Genomic DNA, 18,356 nt, shown 5'->3' with positions numbered 1-18,356 from the left:
CCGGGAAGTACTGGAGTGAGAGATCCTCTGGGAACCGCGGGTCGCCGCCTACCCACTCATATGGGGGAATTCCCCCACAGAAATAGACGTGCGAGCGGCTGCTATCCTTGCCGACCGCTAGGCTTAAACGCACGACCTGGATATCGATACGTAGCGCCAAGGTGGCAGAGTTCGGTCAGACGCAGCGGCCTGCAGAGCCGCCCTACGCCGGTTCAAATCCGGCCCTTGGCTTCTTTCACCACGCCGACACAACCGCAGGTATCGACAGATAGGGTGCCCGTATTCCTCAGACGTGAGTCCCAGTCTGCGTGCCGAAAAGCGCCGTCAAGACGCGCTGGTACCCAACGCTAGGACTGTTCGTGTGACTCGGTGCGTGCTATCGGACAGCGTTGAGATACGGCATGCGTCGGACCGACTGTTTCAGATGCCGCCGTCAAGCACCTCGTGCGGGACGTTCTTCTCGCGGAGGACGGCTGTGTGTCGTGGCAGTTGGTCGGTCACCGCGGCGAGCAGCACGTCGAGTCCGCGGAGTGCGGCCTCAGCGACGCCGTCTTCGGTGCCGAATCGGATGTCAGGCCGTGAGTTGGCGCGCGTTGCCAGCGCGTACGCCTCAGTGCCCGCGGTAGCAAGCAGCCCGTCTGCTGGACGGTGGCTCGCGAGTACTGCTGGCTCTAGCGTGTCCTCTTCGGTGACGGCCGGCACGGGCAGGATCGTCACTGTACCGGTTTCGTAGTCGACGACGCCCTCGAAGTCGGCGACCCCGACGGCCTCACCTGCAGTCCCGGCGGTAACGGTGACAGCGGTGGCGGTGCCGCCAGAGGGGCCGGCGTGGAGGATACCGTCGCGCATCACGAGCTCGACGATCTCGCCGTCTGTGACGTCGTTGAGCGCGACCGCGGCATCAACGTCAACGCTTTCGATGACGTTGGAGGTCACGTGCTCGAGGTACCTTTCTATCCCTTCGGTTCGAGAGATGAGCCAGTCAACGCCTTCTTTGGTCACCTCATATCGGCCACGACCTCCCGTCTCAACGTAGTCGTTCGCGACGAGATCCCGCACGTACTCGCTTACGGCCTGTGAGGTGACGCCGATCGTCTCGGCGATCTCACTCTGGCTCACCGCGGGCTGCCGGGCGGCGATCTCGACCAGCACCTGATACCGTGTCGCGTCGCGCTTGTTGTTGAGGACCGCCGGCGGTGGACCCCCGCCCGAATCTGTCATTGGTCGCTGTTAGCGCCAGCGAAGTAAAGCGCTGTTGTGCTCATACGCAATATCTGCGACTTCGGATCAAATACAATTTATGTATAACAAACACAATTGTCATAATACCGAATGTATTTGCGTACAGTCGATGCCACAGAGGGCACATCTTCTGACTGATGCCAGCGCCGGCTTGATGAAGCCGGCTACCAGTCTCTCAGGAATATAAAGCGGATAGTTGATACGGCGATAGACGGAGCGGTCTTGACCCGCGTTGTCCCCCGTATCTCTGCGATCCAGATCGCAGCGACCAGGCCCGGAATCTGTTCTGAGAACGCGACGTTCATCACCTCTTACAAGAGCGGCAGCGTCACCGACGAGCTTGACGGATTCCATCGTGACGCCAGTGGTCGAGTCGGCGGTGCGACTTGCTTTGATCGCATCCGGTTAGTAACGGTTATACGGCGGCTGACCTACACGCGAACTATGCAACGACGCGCTGTAGCGGTATACGTCGCGTTCTTCCTGCTCGTCGGGAGCGCGGCGGGTGTCCTCGTCGCAACCGCTGAGACGCCCGAGATATCCTTCGCCAACCCGGACTACGAGCTGTCCGCGGGCGATACCTTCGAGGTGAACGGTACCGAGTACACCGTCGCCGACGTCTCCGAGAGTGAGGAGGGCGGCGGCCACGGCGGCTCGGCGCACGCGGTCGTGAGCGGGGTCGTCGAACGAGAGCGCTCCGTCGACCAGACGGCATCGTGGGAAAACGGCTCTACCGTCACCTACAACGGCCAGGAGTGGACTGTCGCCATCGACGGCTCGGATGCCACGAGTGTCACCCTCGTCGAGTCGGTCGACCGAACCGCGATACTCGAGAACGACACCGACGCGCGCAACGAGACGCAGACCATCGGCGGCGAGACGTTCGTCGTGGTCACCGATGGCGGTTCGGCGCGCGACCTCGTGCCGGCGAGTGCGTACTTCCCCGACCCGACGACCACCTCGTTCGCGGCCGGCGACCAGGTGACCTACGACGGTCACACGGCGACCGTCGACGCCGTCTCCGCCGACGCCGCGACGCTCGTCTGGACTGGCACGGAGACGGTGTCGATCGACGTGGCACAGGACTCGCGCGTCACGATCGGTGACACGGAATTCCTCGGCCACTTCCCCGACGCGTCGACGCTCGTCCTCTCAACTGACTTCGAGTCGTACGAGACACAGGTCGACGCCCAGCAACGACACACCGAACAGAGCAACGGACTGTGGCGTGTGGGTGTCGTCAGTCTGCTGTCGTCGTTGTTGTTGCTGGCGATGGCGTTTATGCCGTCCCGGTACTGAACCCCGTTCCCACCTCGACTTTTGGCTACGCTTCCTCGCCGACAGCGACCTCGGTTGATCCATCGGTGCCGATCCAGCACCGACCGACGACAACACCAGCTGCCAGTGACAGTGCGATAGCGACGCCGATCCACAGCAGTGCTGGGTGCCCGTGCCCCGCGTGCAGGAGTACATCCATGCAGTTGTGTCCGCGCTTGCAGTCAAAAACGCCTCGTCTTTGCGCCCGCACACGTACTCGAACACGCACACGCACCATCCACCACCACGGTGGCGCGCGCCTCGCAGGCCGCCGAAGGCGGGCTCGCGAGCGCGTGCGAGGGATGAGCGAGTCGCCAAGGGCGACGAGCGAATCGGCTGGGGAGGGTGTGGCGGTAATTGGTGTCCGGGTGTCGTGCGGTCGTGTTCGTCACGGAACCGCTACCACACACGTATCGAATCGGCTGGGGAGGACGTGGCTGAAAGACGTGCCCGGGTGTCGTGCGGTCGTGTTCGTCACGGAACCGCTACCACACACGCAGAGAGGCGGACCGACATCATCATGCTGTGACCTGCTCTCCTCTGCTACTCCCTGCTCTTCACCATCCTCGCCTCCTTCCGATAACACCCACGTCAGCCGGTCACCCGGTAGTCTCTCCCGGATTTATGCCGTTGACGACCGTACCTGCAGCCATGCCATCCGACCCCGATGACACCCCGATAACCGCTACGCCTTCCGACGCCCCAGCACACACCACCGGCACCGACCACGTGACAATCTGGGGGAGCAACGAGGCTGACACACTCGCGTTTTACCGCGACCTGCTTGGGATGCCACTCGTCTTACGCCAGCCCAACCTCGACGACCCCACACAAACGCACCTGTTTTTCGACACCGGAGATGGTCGGATCCTCACCGTGTTCGTGAGTGACGATCGCCCGTCTGCACGGGGACAACGCCCCGGAGTCGGTGCGGTCCACCACGTCTGTTTCAGCGTTGAGCCCGACGAGTACGAGACGGTCATGCAGGCACTCGACGACGCGGGCAAGGGATACAACGTATTCGACCGTGGCGTCTTCCACTCGATTTACACCCGCGACAATAACGGACTCGTGGTCGAACTCTCCGCCGACAAATACGAGATGCCAACCGACCGCAAAGGAGCGGTGTTCGCGGCCGCACAGCGACACCGCGAGGCAGACGGCGCTGACTTCGCACAGGACCGGCACCTCGAGGCGGCACTTGAGGAGCTCGGCCTCCCGGTGATCAAACACGACCTCCCGGACGCCGCCGCCGGCGTCGGTACCTGAGTGGCCTACGCCAGCCACTCCTCGGGCGTGGTGTCGTAGTCGACCTCGTCGGCTTCGATCTGTGCTCGAATCTCACGATCGAGGTCGTGTTCGGTCACCTCGCCGCCGTCGTACTGGAGGCGCACGCCGACCTCCTCGCCGGCCGGCTCGTTTCCGCGCCGCTTCGCCCGTCGTCGCTCGTCGTCGGGGTACTCCGTACGGATCGTCGCGAGGTTCACGGGTCGACCCCAGAGCTCGAACACGCGCTTGAGCGTGGCCTGCGCCTGCCCTTCGTCGAGTGCGACCCCGTTGTACTGGTGGCCCAACAACAGCTCGCCGCGGTTGCGGAAGTTGCCGTCGAGCACAACGATCGTGGGCTTCCCAAAGTTGGTAAACCGGAGCAGCAGCTTCCGTTTTACGTCCTCGGCGTCGGTGCTCGCCACCCGGAACTCCTCGCCAGCCTGGCTGTACTCGTAGGTGAAGTAGTTCCGCTCGCGGACGAACTCGTCGGTGAGAAACGCGTCGATAAACGTGACGTCGTTGTGGCTCTCACGCACCTCGAACATCCGACGCCACCCCGCAGTTCGGTCGACGTCGGCAAGCGCTGTCTCGACCGTCTCGTAGCGGTCGACGTCGAACATGTAGCGCGCTCGCTCCTCCAGTGTCGACCGTGAGATCCGTCGAAGCGCCCCTCGGTGTTCCGGCCGGGCGAGCACGTAGTGTCGCTCGGCGAGCCCCTCGTGGGTGAGTAACTTCCACGGGTACCGATCGATGTTCGGGCCAGCTTCACTCGACGTCTCCAACTCACCATCCCGTGCCGACAGCGCCCGGTCGACCGCCTCCGCATCGACCCGCGGGTCGCCAGCGGCTGCCAGCTCGGCGAGCTCGTCGAGGGTCGCCGGCCCGGCACCAGCGATCGCCGGGTGCGGCTCCAACGCGTCGGCGACCGCATCGAAGTCGACACGCGAGTGGAATGTATCCGGGGTGATGCCGTCGACGCGCAACAGCCGGTCGACGACGTCGCGTCTGGCGGCCTGCAACTCGACGTGTGTCCACAACTCGAACCCCAGCTTGTACGGGTTGAGCCCGGGCGAGCCGAGCACTCGTGACATGTGGTCAGCGTACGTGAGGAACTCGTCAGGGCCGGCAAAGCCCTCTCCGCCCATCATGAGTGACTCCCAGTACGTGGCCCACCCCTCGTTGAGCACCTTCGTCTGCTTCTGGCCGGCGAAGTAGTACGCCTCTTCGCGGAGGGCGTCGATCACGGTGGTCTCCCACGGCTCGCGGTCGACCGCCCGACCCGTCTCCGCGTCGTAGCGCTTGCCGTGATCACGGACGAACGCCAAGACGTCGGCCCGTGGGTCGTCGGGCTCCACGCCCGCCGCGTGCTCGTCGAGCCACGCCTCGTCGAACACCTCCGATTTAACCGCCTCAGAGAGACCGAGCTCGTCGATCCGTGCTTCGATCGCGGCCGCGTCGTCCGGTGTCTCTTCGGCTACGTCGGCCGCGACGTCCGGCTCGTCGGCGGCCCTGGCGGCGTCGATCGGGCTGTGTTGGTCGATGGTGTCTTCGAGCGTGGTGACCGCGTCTATCAGCCGTTCTACGTCTTCGCGGTCGACGTCCGGGCGTTCGATGATACTGGCGATGCGGTCGGCGTTTCGTTCGAGCCGTGCGGCCGCGTTCGGCCCGTCTTCGCCCCTGTCGGCGTACAGCCCGAACCACTTGTTGTTCGCGAAGAAGTCGGCGTGCGCCTCGACGTGGGTGATGACAGCCTTCTGGTCGGCCGTCGTATTCGACTCCTGAAGGAAGGCGTGGCTCGGATCGTCGTTGTTGACGATCTCGAACGCCTTGCCAAGCCCGTGGCGGTCCTGTTTTTGCTGTCGCTCGTAGTTCATCCCCCAACGCCAGTGCGGGTACCGGCGCTGGAACCCGCCGTATGCGATTAGCTCGTTCATCTCGTCGTGGTCGACGACCCAGTACCGAACCGGGTACGGCTCGAGTCCGAGCCGCTCCGCGAGCTCGCGTGCGGCTGCCGCCGGCTCGTCGAGGGTCGCCGCCTCTCGTTTCGCTTCGATTCTGTCGTCTCTCATGGGTCGTACGTGGTCATCTGCTCACTCGCTCGCGTCCTCAGTGCTGAGGATCTCGGCGATGGCGTCGGTGACGTCTTCGGGTCCAGAGACCCGCGCGACCGCGACGTCGTCGGCGTCGCCGAGGGCCCGTTCCACCTCGTCGGCGTGGCGGGCGTTCGGTGCGGTGCCACCGGGTTGGGTCTCCACGTATGCGTGGAGGTTGGCGTCTATCGACTGCATCAACGGGATCACGGTGTTCGTTGTGTCGTCGCTCACATTCTCGGAGTCACCGGCGGCGAACACGTATCGGTTCCACTCACTGTAAGGGTACTCCTCGAGGATCTCCTCGACGAGGCGGTAGGCGCTCGATATCTGCGTCCCGCCACCCGACTGCACGCCGAAAAACGCCTCGCGGTCGACCTCCCACGCCTCTGCGTCGTGGACGACGTACCGGAAGGCCGCCTCGTCGTACTTTCCGGTCAGGTACCAGTCCATCGGGGTGAACACCCGCTCGACCAACTCGCGTTTGTCCGCGCGCATCGAGCCCGAGGCGTCACGGACGTTCACGACGACGACGTTTCGCTCGCGTCGCTCCGTCACCTCGGGATGCCGGAAGCGCTCATCTTCGCGTCGGAACGGCACGCGTTTCAATCCCTCCTGTCGGATCCGCTGGGTCACCGGCTCACGATCGACCGCGGTCTCGAGCGCCTCGAAGTCGGCCCAGCGGTCAAGCGCCGCCACCGGTTCCCCGTGTTCCGTCTCGAGCGACTGCGCCGCGTCCGCGATCCACGCACGCGAGACTGGGATCCCCTCCCCGCGCGCCCAGGTGAAGACGTCGTCGACGTCGGCGCCCGCGACGAACAGCCCTTCGCGGACGTACGACTCGTCGAAGTCGGTCGCGAGGTGACGCGTCAGCCCTCGCTTGAAGAACTCGTCGACGTCGAGGGTACCGCGTGGCCCCGACCGTGCTGTGTCCGTGAAGTCGCCTTCCACCTCCTCGACGACGCGTTTGCCCTTTGGCTCGAGGTCCAAGCCGAGTTCCTCGTCGAGTTCACGGGCGAACTCCTCGGGATCCATCTCGTAGTACTCGTGGTCGTCGCCTTCCTCGCCTGGATCTCCCGACTCGTCTCCCTCGCTATCTCCGTTACCCGACTCCACGTCGACTGGCTGTCCCGGCTGTGGCTGTCCACCGTCTCCCTGACCGACGCCGCCGGCGTCGCGGCGGTCGTACTCGAACGACGGGAGATCGACGATCTTGATCGGGATACGGACACGGTCGGGCCCGGAGCCGCCAAGGTTGCCCTGGGTGATGAACTCGGTGAGATCCTCGCGACGGTCCTCTCCGACCTCGCGGAAGCGCTCGCGGTCTGCTGAGAGCCCCATCAGCGACCACCTCCATCGCCGTCAGCCGTGAGGGCTGCCCACTCGTCGCGGGCCGCCCGCATCACAGCCCGACTCGTTAGCTCGGCGGACGCCCGGCTGTAGCCGCGCGCCTCAAGTCGGTCGAGCGTCGTGGCCTTCACCGAAGCGGTCTCGGTGTCGGTCGGCGGATCAGCCCACTCTGCGGGGTCGAGATCCGGGAACCGACGCTTCAGGTCGGCGAGGTCGTTTGAGGTGAGCACGGCCTCGAGCTCGGGAATCGCGTCGAGTTCGACGTCGTCGACGCTGAACTCGTCGCCGCGATTTCGCCAGGCGTAGCGGGTGAGCGCGCGGATAACCTCCTCGCGCCGGAACGCAACCACGTCGCTGCCCGGCTCCGTCCCGCGGTAGTCGCCCTCGTCGAACCGACCGAGTGTCTCCGTCTCGAACACCTTCATCACCAGCGCGTCTGGCTCGGTCGGCCCCCGGTCGGTCTCGACCGGCTCGCCGGCGTCCCACGCGTGTACGTGCTCGACGTACTCGGCTACGGTCTCCGTCGAGACCCGCTCGGCCGCCAGCGCGGCGTCGACGACGTCGGCTCGCTGTTGCTCGCGCACGGTCGCTTTGACCGGCGCGAGTCGACTCTCGAACTCGGCCGCCTCGGCGCGAGAGAACACCGGCGCGTCGGCGAGCCCGTCGGCCATCGCCGTTAGCACGTCCCCGGGCGTGACGACCCGCTCGACCGGCAGTGTCGGGTGGCTCCGGTCGGCGTCGGTACTCAGCACGGCCGCGATCCGGTCGCGCGTGTACGTGACCGGAATGCCCGTCCGCCCGTCGTCGCCGCCGAGGTCGACGTCGTCGACGGTCAGCCGCTCGCCGTCACGGCGGACCACACCTGTCTCGTAGAGCTCGGCCTTCTCAACGAGGTCGATGTCGGCCGGTAGCGTCTCGGCGTCGAGGCGGGTGACGACTGCGTACAACGCCGCCGCGCCAACCGCGTGCGGGGCGAGTTCGCGCTCGCGTTTCGAGCCGTCGTCGTCGCGAACTGTGAGCGTTAGCGCCGCTCGGGCGTGTTCGGCCGCGTCGACGCCGTCGCCGCCTCGAGTGTCGTCGACCCGCCCGCTGCCGACCTGCCTGTCGTTGCTACCCCGCCCGTCACCGCCGACGTTCTGTGGCGGGCGATCGTCGTCGGCACCAGGAACTGCGTGCTCGCCGGCGACCTCCCGGCGGAGCAGGGCAGCCTCTAAGCGTCGGTTCGTGAGGTAGCGGAACTCGTGACGCGTGAGCCGTCGCTTCAGCGCCTTCAGCGGATCGGCGTCCTCCCGGTCAGCGTACTGGTCGAGCTCGGCCTCGAGGTCGGGGTTCGAGATGACGATGAGCTGCGTGTCGAGGTCCATCCCGATCCCCGTGTCGAGTTTTACGCGGCGCTCGTCCGGGACGTTGAGCAGTCGCCGAAGGAGGTCGCCGTGCTGGCTCGCGTCCTCGACGACGGTCGCCACACTGTTCCCCTGTGAGAGCACGCCATCGTAGCTGAACGCCTGCGGATTCTTTCGGCCGCGGGAGTCGAGCTCGCGCACCATACCGCCCATCCACGAGCCGACGAGCCGTTCTTTGGGCGTCCCGTCGTCTTCGGCGTGGAGCACCCCGATCCCCCGGCCGACGTCGACGACATAACTCGTCACCCGAAGGTGGTCGCGGTCAGTGATCGCAGAGAACCGGTCGCGACGCCCCTCGTCGCGGTACACCGACTCTAAGCGGTCGTACGCTTCGCGGCTGAACGGGTCGAGTCCGACCTCGATCGGGATCGACGCGTCTTCGTCGACCGCCGCCGCAATCGACTCGCGCACGGCGGCCGGGAACACAGACAGCGGGTTCGACTGGACGGGGCTCCGATACCACGCTGCGGCGTCGCCGCCGTCGCCGTACGAGAGCGACCGGTCGCCGGTGCCGGCCCCGGTGACGTTCCACTCGACGGTGTACCGGCGCCCTTCGTCCGTGCGAGAAAACGCCCGGAGGCCGTTTACCAGACATCGCTTGAACTCAGACTTGCCGGTCGCGGTGGGGCCGTCGATCCAGACGATGGTCTCGTCGTTGCCGCGGCCCGCCGCGGCCGCCCGGAGGTCGTCGACGAACGCGTTGAGCGCGGCTGTGTTCCCTAACACCGCGTGTTCCCCGTCGTTTGGCGGGTCGTCGAAGAACCGGTAGCGCTCCAAGGTCTCGCCCCGCTCGCGTACCGTGCGCGTCCCTTGTGACTCGATGGCCGCAAGCAGGTAGCGCGCCCCAGAAGCTGCTGCGAGCGGGTGCTCGAGGACGCGGTCGACGTACGACTCGAGACTCATCGGCGGGTCGTACGCCCCTCTGAGTCGTTCGTCTGCGGCCCGACAGAACGCGGCTCCGTCTGGGTCATCGCCGACCGCGTACCGGTCGGTCATGGGTCACTCCCCGGATACGATGTTCCAGCCCCCAGTCGACTCGATCGGTCAGTCACCGTTCTCCTCCATCTCGGCGCGGGCCACAGCGGCGCCCGCGTACTCAAGCACCTCGCCGGCGCCGTCCGCGGAGTAGCCTCGATCGACGAGCGCGTCGACCCACGCGCTGTGTTCCGTCTCGTCGAGGTCCGTCGCCGACACCAGCGCCGAGAAGTTGATGTTGTGTTTTTTGTCTTCCCACAGCTTGCGCTCTAAGGCGCGACGGAGCCGTTCGTTCTCTTGTGGGTCGAAGCCGCGTCCCTCGCGTGCTCGACGAGAGACCCAGTTCGACACCTCCTGTCTGAAGTCATCTTTACGGTCCGAGGGAACGTCGAGCTGTTCTTCGACCGCCCGGAGGAACGTCTCGTCCGGCTCGGTCTCACGGCCGGTAAGATCGTCGTTCACCGTCGCGTCGTCGATGTACGCCATCACGTGGTCCATGTACTTCTCGCCTTGCCGACGCAGCTCGTCGACGTCGTACGCGAGCGCGTGTCTGACGTCATCTATTGCACGGTCGCGGTACTCCTCTCGGACGACCTCGAGAAGCCGCTGGTAACGGTCGAGGTCGTCGGCCGCGATGGAGCCATGGCTGTCGAGGTTCGCCTCGAAGTGGTCGAACACAGACAGCGGCGAGAGGTACGACCGGTCGCGGTGGGTGGCGTCCATGATCGCCTCGGCGATCTCGTCGCCGACGAACCGCGCCGAGACGCCGTCCATCCCCTCGCTCACGTCCGCTTGTGCCGCGGCGTCCTCACGGAGCTTCCGGCGGTCGATCTCCTCGTCTTCGAGTTCGCCGTTGTACACCTTCGCCTTCTCTAAGCGGCTCACCGTCTCGTCGGTGGGTTCTTCGAGCCTGGTGAGCACGCCGAAGAGCCCGGCCATCTCGAGGGTGTGTGGCTCGACGTGGACGTTCGGTACGTCCGCGTTGGTGAGCATCTTGCCGTAGATCTCGGCTTCGCTCTCGTACTCTAAGACGTACGGATAGTCGATCCGCTTTGTGCGATCGTTGAACGCCTCCATCTTCTCATCGCCGGTCTTCTCGCGGTACTCCGGCATGTTCGTCCGGCCGACGATCACCTGGTCGATGTCGATTCGCGGGTTGTTCTTCGGCTTGATCGTCGACTCCTGGGAGGCGTGAAGGAAATCGTAGAGGAACTCCCGCTGGAGCTTCAACAGCTCCTCACCGGAGAAGAGCCCGCGGTTGGCGTTACAGAAGGCCCCGGCGTAGTCGAACGCCCGTGGGTCGGACTCGCCGTAGACGGCGAGTTTCGCGTAGTTGACGTCGCCGGTGAGTTCGGTTTCGTCTTGATTCTTCTTGTCTTTCGGCTCGAACGTCTCGATACACTCACGGCGGTTCTCGCTGGCGACGAGCCGGATCACCTCGACGTGATTCGACACCACCGCCGCCAGGTCGTCGTCGTAGTGGGCCAACAGCTCGTTCAGGTAGAACTCGGAGGCGGGGTCCGGGTGCTGGTCGTTTCGCAGCGTGTACGGCGCATCGAGTGTCTCGTTGAGATCGTCGAGGATCGCCTCGCGTTGTGCTCGCGGTATCAACACCAGTGGGTCCTGGTTCATCGGCGACCGCACCACGTCGTCGTCGGGGTCTTGATCGTCGATCACCGACCGGAGGTCGGTCCACCGGAATGTGTACATCCGCCCGGCGTCCTCGCGCGTGTATGCCTCGAAGTAGCGGCGAACAAGGTAATCGAAGTGCGACTTCCCGGAGCCGACCGGGCCCAACAGCAGTTTGATCCGCTTTTCAGGGCCGAGCCCACGCGCGCCGGATTTCACCTTGTTGACGAACTCGTGGATCGCCTCGTGGACCTCGCGGCCGTAAAAGACGTTCTCGCCGTCGTGGAGTGGGTCGTCTGCCGCCAGTGCGTACTCGACGACCCCGCGTTCGTCGTCGTATCGGGTGCCGTAGTGGTCGAACATGTCCGCGACCCGCTGGTGGGCGTTGCGGGCGACCATCGGGTCGTCGTACAGCGTCTCGAGGTACCAGTCGAACGAGCGAGCTTCCCGGAGGTCGTCCGGCACTGCCGTCTGGTACTCCTCGCTGAGCCGTTCGAGCGTTTGTTTGTCTGCCATCGTATCACGTTGCTCGGGCGGGAGGAGCAAGGACACCGGAGTCAGAGACGCATCGCTCTGCGTCCCAACACCACGACTCCCGGCCACACGCCGGGCACCAACAGGCCGCCGTCCTCGTCTCGGCCCGCAACCGAGGCTAGTCGTTTCAGAGGGACTCACACGGATAAGCATGTCGCCCGGTACCACGGCGCAATCTGTCGATTTTCACCGCTCCCGAGAAATGGTCTACTGTGTCGATCAACGGCCCGTTGGCGCGGTTCACGGGTATTCTGCCGGTCCAGGTGCAGGCCACTCGGGTTCGCGGTAGGCTCGTTGGTCCCGACTCTCAGTCGTCGGTCGGTTCCAGTCGCACCCGGGCGAGTACCGGCAGGTGGTCGGACGGGTATCGCCCGCGGTCGTCACGGTCGGCGAGCGTTCCAAACGCCTCGACCTCGACGCCCGGTGAGACGAGCACGTGGTCGATCCGGCGGTTCTCGATCAGCCCGGCGTAATCGGTGAGGCTTGTCCGCGGGCCGTGGCGAACCGTCGCGTCGGCGGCTGCGTCTCGCACCGCTCCGTCGGTAAGGACCGTGTGTGGCTCCGACCCGGGCGTACAGTTGAGATCGCCGACGAGGACGATCGGTGACGTCTCTTCTGTGTCACCCGCGTCCGCTCGCTCGTCGGGCGTCTCGGCGGCGATCGACGGCACGTGGTCGCCAAGCAGTCGAGCCGACTCGACTCGGGCGCGCGAACTGACGTGGTCGAAGTGCGTGTTGGCGACGAACAACGACACACCGGCGTCTGCCGTGTCTCCGCCCGCCGGTCGAATCCGTGCCCAGGTGGCGATTCGCGGATGGGCCGCACCCCATCCGGTCGACGGCTCGTCCGGCGTCGGCGAGAGCCAGAACGTCCCGTGGTCGACCACCGCCCACCGGTCCGTTCGGACACCGATCGGACAGCTCTCTCCCTCGTCGCCCGGCTCTCTGCCCCGACCGACGAGGGTGTACGCCGAGAGGCGCTCGCGGAGGTCACGCCGCTGGTTCGGTAACACCTCTTGGAACGCCACGATATCCGGCCGATGGAACCGGACCACGTCGGTCACCCCGTCACGCCGCTCGTGCCAGGCGTCGTGGACGTCGTGTCGATTGTCGTAGCGGACGTTGTAGCTCAGCACCCGAACCCGGCTCATTGCCGGTACCTCACGCGCAGCCGAATTAAACCACACGACACGTCGGACGCTGGGAGCCGCCCGTCGATGGCCGCACGTCGGACGATTTTAATCGCCTGCGCGCCCTACTCGAAGTCGATGACGCGCTCGTCGACGCGGCACGCCGATCCGGAGCACAACCCCTACGTCGAGGAGCCACTCCCGTCGTTCGATCCCACCGATTCGTTGTCAGAGACGGACGCAACGTGGCAGGCGAGACAGCTCCGGGCGGCGATCCGCGAACACGACACCCGATACTACGTCGAAGCAGACCCGCTGGTGAGCGACGAGGCGTACGACCGGCTCTTCGACCGCCTCCGCGAGCTCGAAGACGCCTTCGACGTGCCGACGGAGCGCTCGCCCACCCGCCAAGTTGGGGGCACCCCAGTCGACGAGCTGGTTTCGGTCGAACACGTCGCGCCGATGCGCTCTATCGATAGCGCGAAGGACGCCGACGCGGTTCGGGCGTTCGACGAGCGGGTCCGTGACGGGCTGGCCGACGCCGGCTTCGACCCCGACGACCGCCAGTACGTCTGTGAGCCGAAGTTCGATGGGCTCTCGATCGAGGTGGTGTACGAAGGCGGCGAGTACGTCCGCGCGGCGACCCGCGGCGACGGCGAGGTGGGTGACGACGTCACAGAACAGGTGCGGACGATCCGAGCGATCCCCGGCCAGCTCAGAGGAGATCCACCGGCGCAGTTCGTCGTCCGCGGCGAGGTGTATATGCCCCAGGAAGCGTTCGAGGCGTACAATCGAACCCGTCGTGAACGCGGCGAGGAACCGTTTGCGAACCCCCGAAACGCTGCGGCTGGAACCCTCCGCCAGCTCGACCCATCGGTCGTCGCAGAGCGCCCGCTCGACGCGTTCTTCTTCGACGTGCTCGCGTGGGACGCCGACGCCGACGGCCCCGACCGCCCCGACACCAACTGGGACCAGCTCGCGGCGTTCGACCGATTCGGCCTGCCGCGGACCGACCGGGTCGAGCTCGTCGACGACATTGCCGACGCGATCGACTACCGTGACCGAACGCTCGCAGACCGTGACGATCTCTCCTACGGCATCGACGGCGTCGTGATCAAACTGAACGACCGAGCGGCCTGTGCAGCACTCGGCGCCACCGCGCGGGCTCCACGCTGGGCGTTCGCGTACAAATTCCCGCCGCGCACCGAGACGACGACCGTCGAGGCCATCACCGTCCAGGTCGGGCGCACGGGTCGGCTCACCCCCGTCGCCGAGCTCGATCCGGTCGCCGTCGGCGGCGTCACGGTCTCACGCGTCTCGCTGCACAATCCGGCCGAGATCGAGGCGCTCGGCGTCGACGTTGGTGACCGCGTCCGCGTCTACCGTGCGGGCGACGTGATCCCGTACGTCCCAGAGGTTGTCGACCACCGCAACGACGGGAGCTACGACTTCCCCGAGACGTGTCCGGTCTGTGGAGCGCCGGTTGAGCGCGAGGGGCCGCTCGCGTTTTGTTCTGGTGGGCTCGGCTGTCCCGCCCAACTGGAGCGGGCGGTCGAACACTGGGCCCGCCGCGATGCACTCGACATCGAGGGACTCGGCTCCGAACGGGTCGAGACGCTTCGTGCGGAGGGACTCGTCGAGTCGCTCCCGGACCTGTACGAGCTTTCCGTCGCGGACCTCGCCGCACTCGACGGGTGGGGTGAGACCAGCGCGCAGAACCTGATCGACTCACTCGAGGAGAGCCGAGCGCCGCCGCTCGACCGATTCCTCGCTGGCCTCGGCATCCCCGAAGTCGGACCGACCACGGCCGACGCGCTCGCCCGCGCGTTCGGCGACCTCGACAGTCTTCTCGCGGCCGACGAGGAGACGCTACAGGCCGTCGACGACGTTGGGCCGACTGTCGCGGCGTCGATCCGGTCGTTCCTCGACGCCGAGGAGAATCGCTCGGTGATCGACCGGCTGCGCGAGCGCGGGGTGGAGCCGCAGCCGGTCGAGACCGAGGGTGGCGACGCACTCGACGGGCTGACGTTCGTCTTTACCGGGTCGCTGTCGACGACGCGGAACGAGGCGCAGTCGCTGGTCGAAGCGCACGGTGCGAACGCGACCTCGAGTGTCTCCGGCAACACAGACTACCTCGTCGCCGGGGAGAATCCGGGTCGGTCGAAACGACAGGACGCCGATGCCGAGTCCGTCCCCGTACTCGACGAGGAGGCGTTCGCCGAGTTACTTGCCGACCACAATATCACGTGGCCGCCGACGGAGTGAGCCGGTGACGTCACCGTCGGGCGAGCCACAACCCTTTATTGGAAGCCGCGGAAGTCAGGGGTATGACCGCCATCGAGCTGCGCGGCGTGCGCAAGGAGTTCCCCGGCGTCACGGCCGTTCGCGACCTCGATCTCACTGTCGAGACGGGCGAGGTGTACGGCTTTCTCGGCCCGAACGGCGCAGGCAAGTCGACTACCATCGACGTCGTCCTCGATCTGGTCCGGCCGACCGCGGGGACGGTGCGCGTCCTCGGCCGTGACCCCGCCACGGAAAGCGTGGCTATCCGCCGGGACACCGGTGTCCTCCCCGACGGCTTCTCGGTATACGACCGGCTTTCGGGTCGACGGCACGTCCAGTTCGCGGCCGACTCGAAGGTTGTCGACGCAGACGTCGACGCCGTTCTCGAGCGGGTCGGCCTGGTGGACGCAGCCGACCGTGCCGCCGGCGACTACTCGAAAGGGATGCGCCAGCGGCTCGCACTGGCGATGGCGCTCGTCGGTGAACCAGACCTCCTTATTCTCGACGAGCCCTCCGCGGGTCTCGACCCGGCGGGCGTCGTGCGCATGCGCGAGATCGTAACCGCGGAGGCCGAACGCGGGGCGACTGTCTTCTTCTCCTCGCACGTGCTGGGGCAGGTCGAAGCCGTCTGTGACCGCGTCGGCATCCTCCGTGCCGGCGAGCTCGTCGCCGAGGACTCGATCGAGGGGCTTCGCGAGACGGTCGGCAACGAGGCGACGCTCGAGGTCACCGTCGACGCGGTGACCGACGCGGTGCAGGGAGCCGTCCGTGAGGTCGAGGGGGTCTCACACGTGAGTGCGGCCGACGCGACGCTCACGGTGAGCTGTGCGCCCGCACAGAAGACCGCCGTCATCGACGCGGTTGAGGCGGCCGGCGCGCGCGTCGAGGACTTCCACACACGTGAGGCCTCACTCGAGGACCTCTTTTTGGCGTACACCGAGGGTGAGACGCCCGGGTCCGACCCCGACGCGTCTGCCACGACGGCCGGAACGCCGGAGGTGAGCAAATGAGTCTCCAGGCAGTCGCACGCAAGGACTTCCACGACACCGTCCGGTCACGCGGGATGGTTGCACTGATCGGGCTCTTCTCGCTGCTCGTGGCGCTGTTCGCGTACGTCGTGCGACCGCAGGGAGCGGCCGACCAGTTCGCCACGGAGCTGCTGTTGAGCACGTTCGTTGGCCCGGTTCTCGTCACCGGACTCGTGCCGCTCGTCGGCGTCGTCGTCGGCTACAACGCGGTGAGCGGCGAGCGCGAGTCCGGGTCGCTGAAGCTGCTGCTCTCGCTGCCGCACTCGCGGGCCGACGTCGTCTTCGGGAAGGTGCTCGGCCGGAGCGCCGCACTCACACTCGCGGTGTTCGCAGGCTTTCTCCTGCCGGCGACGGTGCTCGTTGTGACGCCGGTGCCGTTCAACGCCGGGTCGTTCCTCGGGTACACCGTCTTTGCGGCGGTGCTCGGCGCCGTCTTTGTCTCCATCGCCGTCGGTTGTTCGGCCGCGCTCGCGACCCGCCAGCGCGCGCTCATCGCCGGCATCGGGATCTACGTCGCCTTCGTACTCCTCTGGGGCTTTTTCACCGGGCGCGTGCTCGGCGCGTTTCAGGGACCGATCGAGACGTTGCCGGTCACTGTCACGTCGGTCCGGGCCTTCCTCGACGTCGCCAACCCGACGACGGGCGTCGAGGTGCTGGCGAATGGGTTCCTCGCCGACCAACTCTTCGCCGGCGACGCGGTCGACAGACAGGTGTCTGCGGTGTCGATGCTCGTCTTCTGGGCGCTCGCGCCGCCGCTCGCTGGCCTGTGGGTGTTCGACCGCGCTGACCTGTGATCTGGGCTTGCCGCCCGGCCGCTCCCGGTGCCGTCCGGCCGCACCGTCGATACGCCTGCCGTCCGGACGCTCCCACTGCTGTCTAGCCGGACCGTTGATACGCTTGCCGCGCGGACGCTCAGTCATGCACCGACGCCGATTCCTCACGGCTGCTGGACTCGCTGGGACCGGAGTGCTCGCGGGCTGTGCGGGCCGGTCCACTCGTGATGCGACCGACCCGTCGACCGACGCGGCCGCCGGACTGCGCGTCGAGCCCGTCGCTGAGGGGTTCACACACCCATGGAGGCTCGCGTTCTTCCCGGACGACGGAGCGCTCGTAACTGAGCGCCCGGGCGGGTTGTCGCTGCTCGACCGGTCGACCGGCGCGGTCCAGCCAGTCGACGGGGTCCCGACCGTCGACGCCCGCGGGCAGGGCGGGCTCCTCGACGTCGCGCTCGGCCCGGCGTTCGCCCAGACCGACCTCGTCTACCTCACGTACGCGGCCGCGAACGACGCCGGGGCGACGACGACCCACGTCGGGCGCGCCCGACTCGACCGTGAGGCCGCCCGCCTCGAAGCGTTCGAGGTGCTCCACGCCGCGAGACCGTTCGTCGACTCGACGGGCCACTACGGCTCGCGGCTCGCGTTCGACGACGACGACCGGCTGTACGTAACCGTCGGAGACAGACAGTTCAAGAATTTCGGCCCGGACCACGTCGCCCAGCGGCTTGACTCCGAGCTTGGTGTGGTCCTCCGACTCGAAGCCGATGGGTCGATTCCCGACGACAATCCGTTCGTCGACGAGCCGGCTGCCAGCGATGCGATCTACAGCTACGGCCACCGCAATCCGCAGGGACTCACCGTCCATCCGGAGACCGGGGCGCTCTTCGAAAGCGAGTACGGCGAGCAGGACGGCGACGAGATCAACCTGCTCGAGGCGGGCGCGAACTACGGGTGGCCGGTCGCCGACGACGGCTGCACGTACGGTGAGGGTGATCCGATCGGGGTCGCCCACGAGGACCGCTCGGACGTCGTCGCGCCGATTCACTCCTGGCCGTGCGGCAGCGGTGGGTTCCCTCCAGGCGGGATGACAATCTATGCCGGCGAGGCGTTTCCAGAGTGGCGCGGTGACCTCTTCGTCGGCGGGCTCGCCTCGCGGTCGATCGCTCACCTATCGCTCGACGGGGAGAGAGTGACGGGCGTCGAGCGGCTCCTCACCGACCGCGACCAGCGCATTCGGACCGTCGCCGAGGAGCCCGAGACGGGGTTCCTCTACGCCGCGGTCGACGCCGGTGACGCCCCGGTCCTCCGGATCACACCGGCGTGAGGGACGC

The 18,356-nt window shown here is 66.5% G+C and carries 13 protein-coding genes and 1 tRNA gene; 7 read left to right on the top strand and 7 right to left on the bottom strand.

Going from position 1 to position 18,356, the window contains the following annotated elements:
• The first annotated feature begins 155 nt into the window (after positions 1-155).
• Positions 156-231: transfer RNA gene (locus ACWUI7_RS12245), tRNA-Cys, on the top strand.
• A gap of 189 nt (positions 232-420) precedes the next feature.
• On the opposite strand, the gene ACWUI7_RS12240 is transcribed toward ACWUI7_RS12245, so the two are convergent.
• On the bottom strand, positions 421-1,221 hold the full coding sequence (locus ACWUI7_RS12240; RefSeq protein ID WP_496642503.1) for a DUF7839 domain-containing protein: 801 nt from the start codon (positions 1,219-1,221) through the stop codon (positions 421-423).
• Positions 1,222-1,686: 465 nt separating this feature from the next.
• Between ACWUI7_RS12240 and ACWUI7_RS12235 the strand changes: the two genes are divergently transcribed.
• Positions 1,687-2,541: a DUF8231 family protein gene (locus tag ACWUI7_RS12235; RefSeq protein ID WP_496642502.1), complete on the top strand. Its 855-nt coding sequence runs from the start codon at positions 1,687-1,689 to the stop codon at positions 2,539-2,541.
• A gap of 25 nt (positions 2,542-2,566) precedes the next feature.
• On the opposite strand, the gene ACWUI7_RS12230 is transcribed toward ACWUI7_RS12235, so the two are convergent.
• Positions 2,567-2,719 carry a hypothetical protein gene (locus ACWUI7_RS12230; RefSeq protein ID WP_496642501.1) on the bottom strand — a complete coding sequence of 51 codons (153 nt, stop codon included), beginning with the start codon at positions 2,717-2,719 and terminating at the stop codon, positions 2,567-2,569.
• Between the two features lie 491 nt (positions 2,720-3,210).
• Between ACWUI7_RS12230 and ACWUI7_RS12225 the strand changes: the two genes are divergently transcribed.
• A complete protein-coding gene (locus ACWUI7_RS12225) occupies positions 3,211-3,828 on the top strand; it encodes a VOC family protein (RefSeq protein WP_496642500.1) in 618 nt (205 codons plus the stop codon).
• Between the two features lie 5 nt (positions 3,829-3,833).
• Here ACWUI7_RS12225 and ACWUI7_RS12220 read toward each other — a convergent pair whose 3' ends face one another.
• From ACWUI7_RS12220 to ACWUI7_RS12200, 5 genes are all read right to left on the bottom strand, one after another.
• A complete protein-coding gene (locus tag ACWUI7_RS12220) occupies positions 3,834-5,897 on the bottom strand; it encodes a SpoVR family protein (protein WP_496642499.1) in 2,064 nt (687 codons plus the stop codon).
• Positions 5,898-5,918: 21 nt separating this feature from the next.
• Positions 5,919-7,259: a DUF444 family protein gene (locus tag ACWUI7_RS12215; protein WP_496642498.1), complete on the bottom strand. Its 1,341-nt coding sequence runs from the start codon at positions 7,257-7,259 to the stop codon at positions 5,919-5,921.
• Positions 7,259-9,667: a kinase anchor protein gene (locus tag ACWUI7_RS12210; protein ID WP_496642497.1), complete on the bottom strand. Its 2,409-nt coding sequence runs from the start codon at positions 9,665-9,667 to the stop codon at positions 7,259-7,261. The genes ACWUI7_RS12215 and ACWUI7_RS12210 overlap by 1 nt, the downstream gene beginning before the upstream one ends.
• Before the next feature lie 48 nt (positions 9,668-9,715).
• A complete protein-coding gene (locus ACWUI7_RS12205) occupies positions 9,716-11,791 on the bottom strand; it encodes a PrkA family serine protein kinase (protein ID WP_496642496.1) in 2,076 nt (691 codons plus the stop codon).
• Between the two features lie 325 nt (positions 11,792-12,116).
• Positions 12,117-12,959, bottom strand: coding sequence for an endonuclease/exonuclease/phosphatase family protein (locus ACWUI7_RS12200; RefSeq protein ID WP_496642495.1), 843 nt, complete (start codon positions 12,957-12,959; stop codon positions 12,117-12,119).
• Between the two features lie 117 nt (positions 12,960-13,076).
• Here ACWUI7_RS12200 and ligA point away from each other — a divergent pair, with 117 nt between their 5' ends.
• From ligA to ACWUI7_RS12180, 4 genes are all read left to right on the top strand, one after another.
• Positions 13,077-15,203 carry an NAD-dependent DNA ligase LigA gene (gene ligA / locus ACWUI7_RS12195; RefSeq protein ID WP_496642494.1) on the top strand — a complete coding sequence of 709 codons (2,127 nt, stop codon included), beginning with the start codon at positions 13,077-13,079 and terminating at the stop codon, positions 15,201-15,203.
• A 62-nt stretch (positions 15,204-15,265) separates the two neighbouring features.
• On the top strand, positions 15,266-16,231 hold the full coding sequence (locus ACWUI7_RS12190) for an ABC transporter ATP-binding protein (protein WP_496642493.1): 966 nt from the start codon (positions 15,266-15,268) through the stop codon (positions 16,229-16,231).
• Positions 16,228-17,043 carry an ABC transporter permease subunit gene (locus tag ACWUI7_RS12185; RefSeq protein WP_496642492.1) on the top strand — a complete coding sequence of 272 codons (816 nt, stop codon included), beginning with the start codon at positions 16,228-16,230 and terminating at the stop codon, positions 17,041-17,043. The genes ACWUI7_RS12190 and ACWUI7_RS12185 overlap by 4 nt, the downstream gene beginning before the upstream one ends.
• Positions 17,044-17,167: 124 nt before the next feature.
• Positions 17,168-18,349, top strand: coding sequence for a PQQ-dependent sugar dehydrogenase (locus ACWUI7_RS12180; protein WP_496642491.1), 1,182 nt, complete (start codon positions 17,168-17,170; stop codon positions 18,347-18,349).
• Positions 18,350-18,356 lie beyond the last annotated feature (7 nt).

It is taken from the genome of Halorubrum orientale, assembly GCF_059623105.1.
Note: the sequence above shows the minus strand (reverse complement) of the source record. Positions and strands in the feature narration are given on the sequence as shown.

Excerpts from the sequence above, each read along its gene's own strand:
- ACWUI7_RS12240 (WP_496642503.1), bottom strand. The coding sequence starts at position 1,221 with ATGACAGATTCGGGCGGGGGTCCACCGCCGGCGGTCCTCAACAACAAG.
- ACWUI7_RS12235 (WP_496642502.1), top strand. The coding sequence starts at position 1,687 with ATGCAACGACGCGCTGTAGCGGTATACGTCGCGTTCTTCCTGCTCGTC.
- ACWUI7_RS12230 (WP_496642501.1), bottom strand. The coding sequence starts at position 2,719 with ATGGATGTACTCCTGCACGCGGGGCACGGGCACCCAGCACTGCTGTGG.
- ACWUI7_RS12225 (WP_496642500.1), top strand. The coding sequence starts at position 3,211 with ATGCCATCCGACCCCGATGACACCCCGATAACCGCTACGCCTTCCGAC.
- ACWUI7_RS12220 (WP_496642499.1), bottom strand. The coding sequence starts at position 5,897 with ATGAGAGACGACAGAATCGAAGCGAAACGAGAGGCGGCGACCCTCGAC.
- ACWUI7_RS12215 (WP_496642498.1), bottom strand. The coding sequence starts at position 7,259 with ATGGGGCTCTCAGCAGACCGCGAGCGCTTCCGCGAGGTCGGAGAGGAC.
- ACWUI7_RS12210 (WP_496642497.1), bottom strand. The coding sequence starts at position 9,667 with ATGACCGACCGGTACGCGGTCGGCGATGACCCAGACGGAGCCGCGTTC.
- ACWUI7_RS12205 (WP_496642496.1), bottom strand. The coding sequence starts at position 11,791 with ATGGCAGACAAACAAACGCTCGAACGGCTCAGCGAGGAGTACCAGACG.
- ACWUI7_RS12200 (WP_496642495.1), bottom strand. The coding sequence starts at position 12,959 with ATGAGCCGGGTTCGGGTGCTGAGCTACAACGTCCGCTACGACAATCGA.
- ligA (WP_496642494.1), top strand. The coding sequence starts at position 13,077 with ATGACGCGCTCGTCGACGCGGCACGCCGATCCGGAGCACAACCCCTAC.
- ACWUI7_RS12190 (WP_496642493.1), top strand. The coding sequence starts at position 15,266 with ATGACCGCCATCGAGCTGCGCGGCGTGCGCAAGGAGTTCCCCGGCGTC.
- ACWUI7_RS12185 (WP_496642492.1), top strand. The coding sequence starts at position 16,228 with ATGAGTCTCCAGGCAGTCGCACGCAAGGACTTCCACGACACCGTCCGG.
- ACWUI7_RS12180 (WP_496642491.1), top strand. The coding sequence starts at position 17,168 with ATGCACCGACGCCGATTCCTCACGGCTGCTGGACTCGCTGGGACCGGA.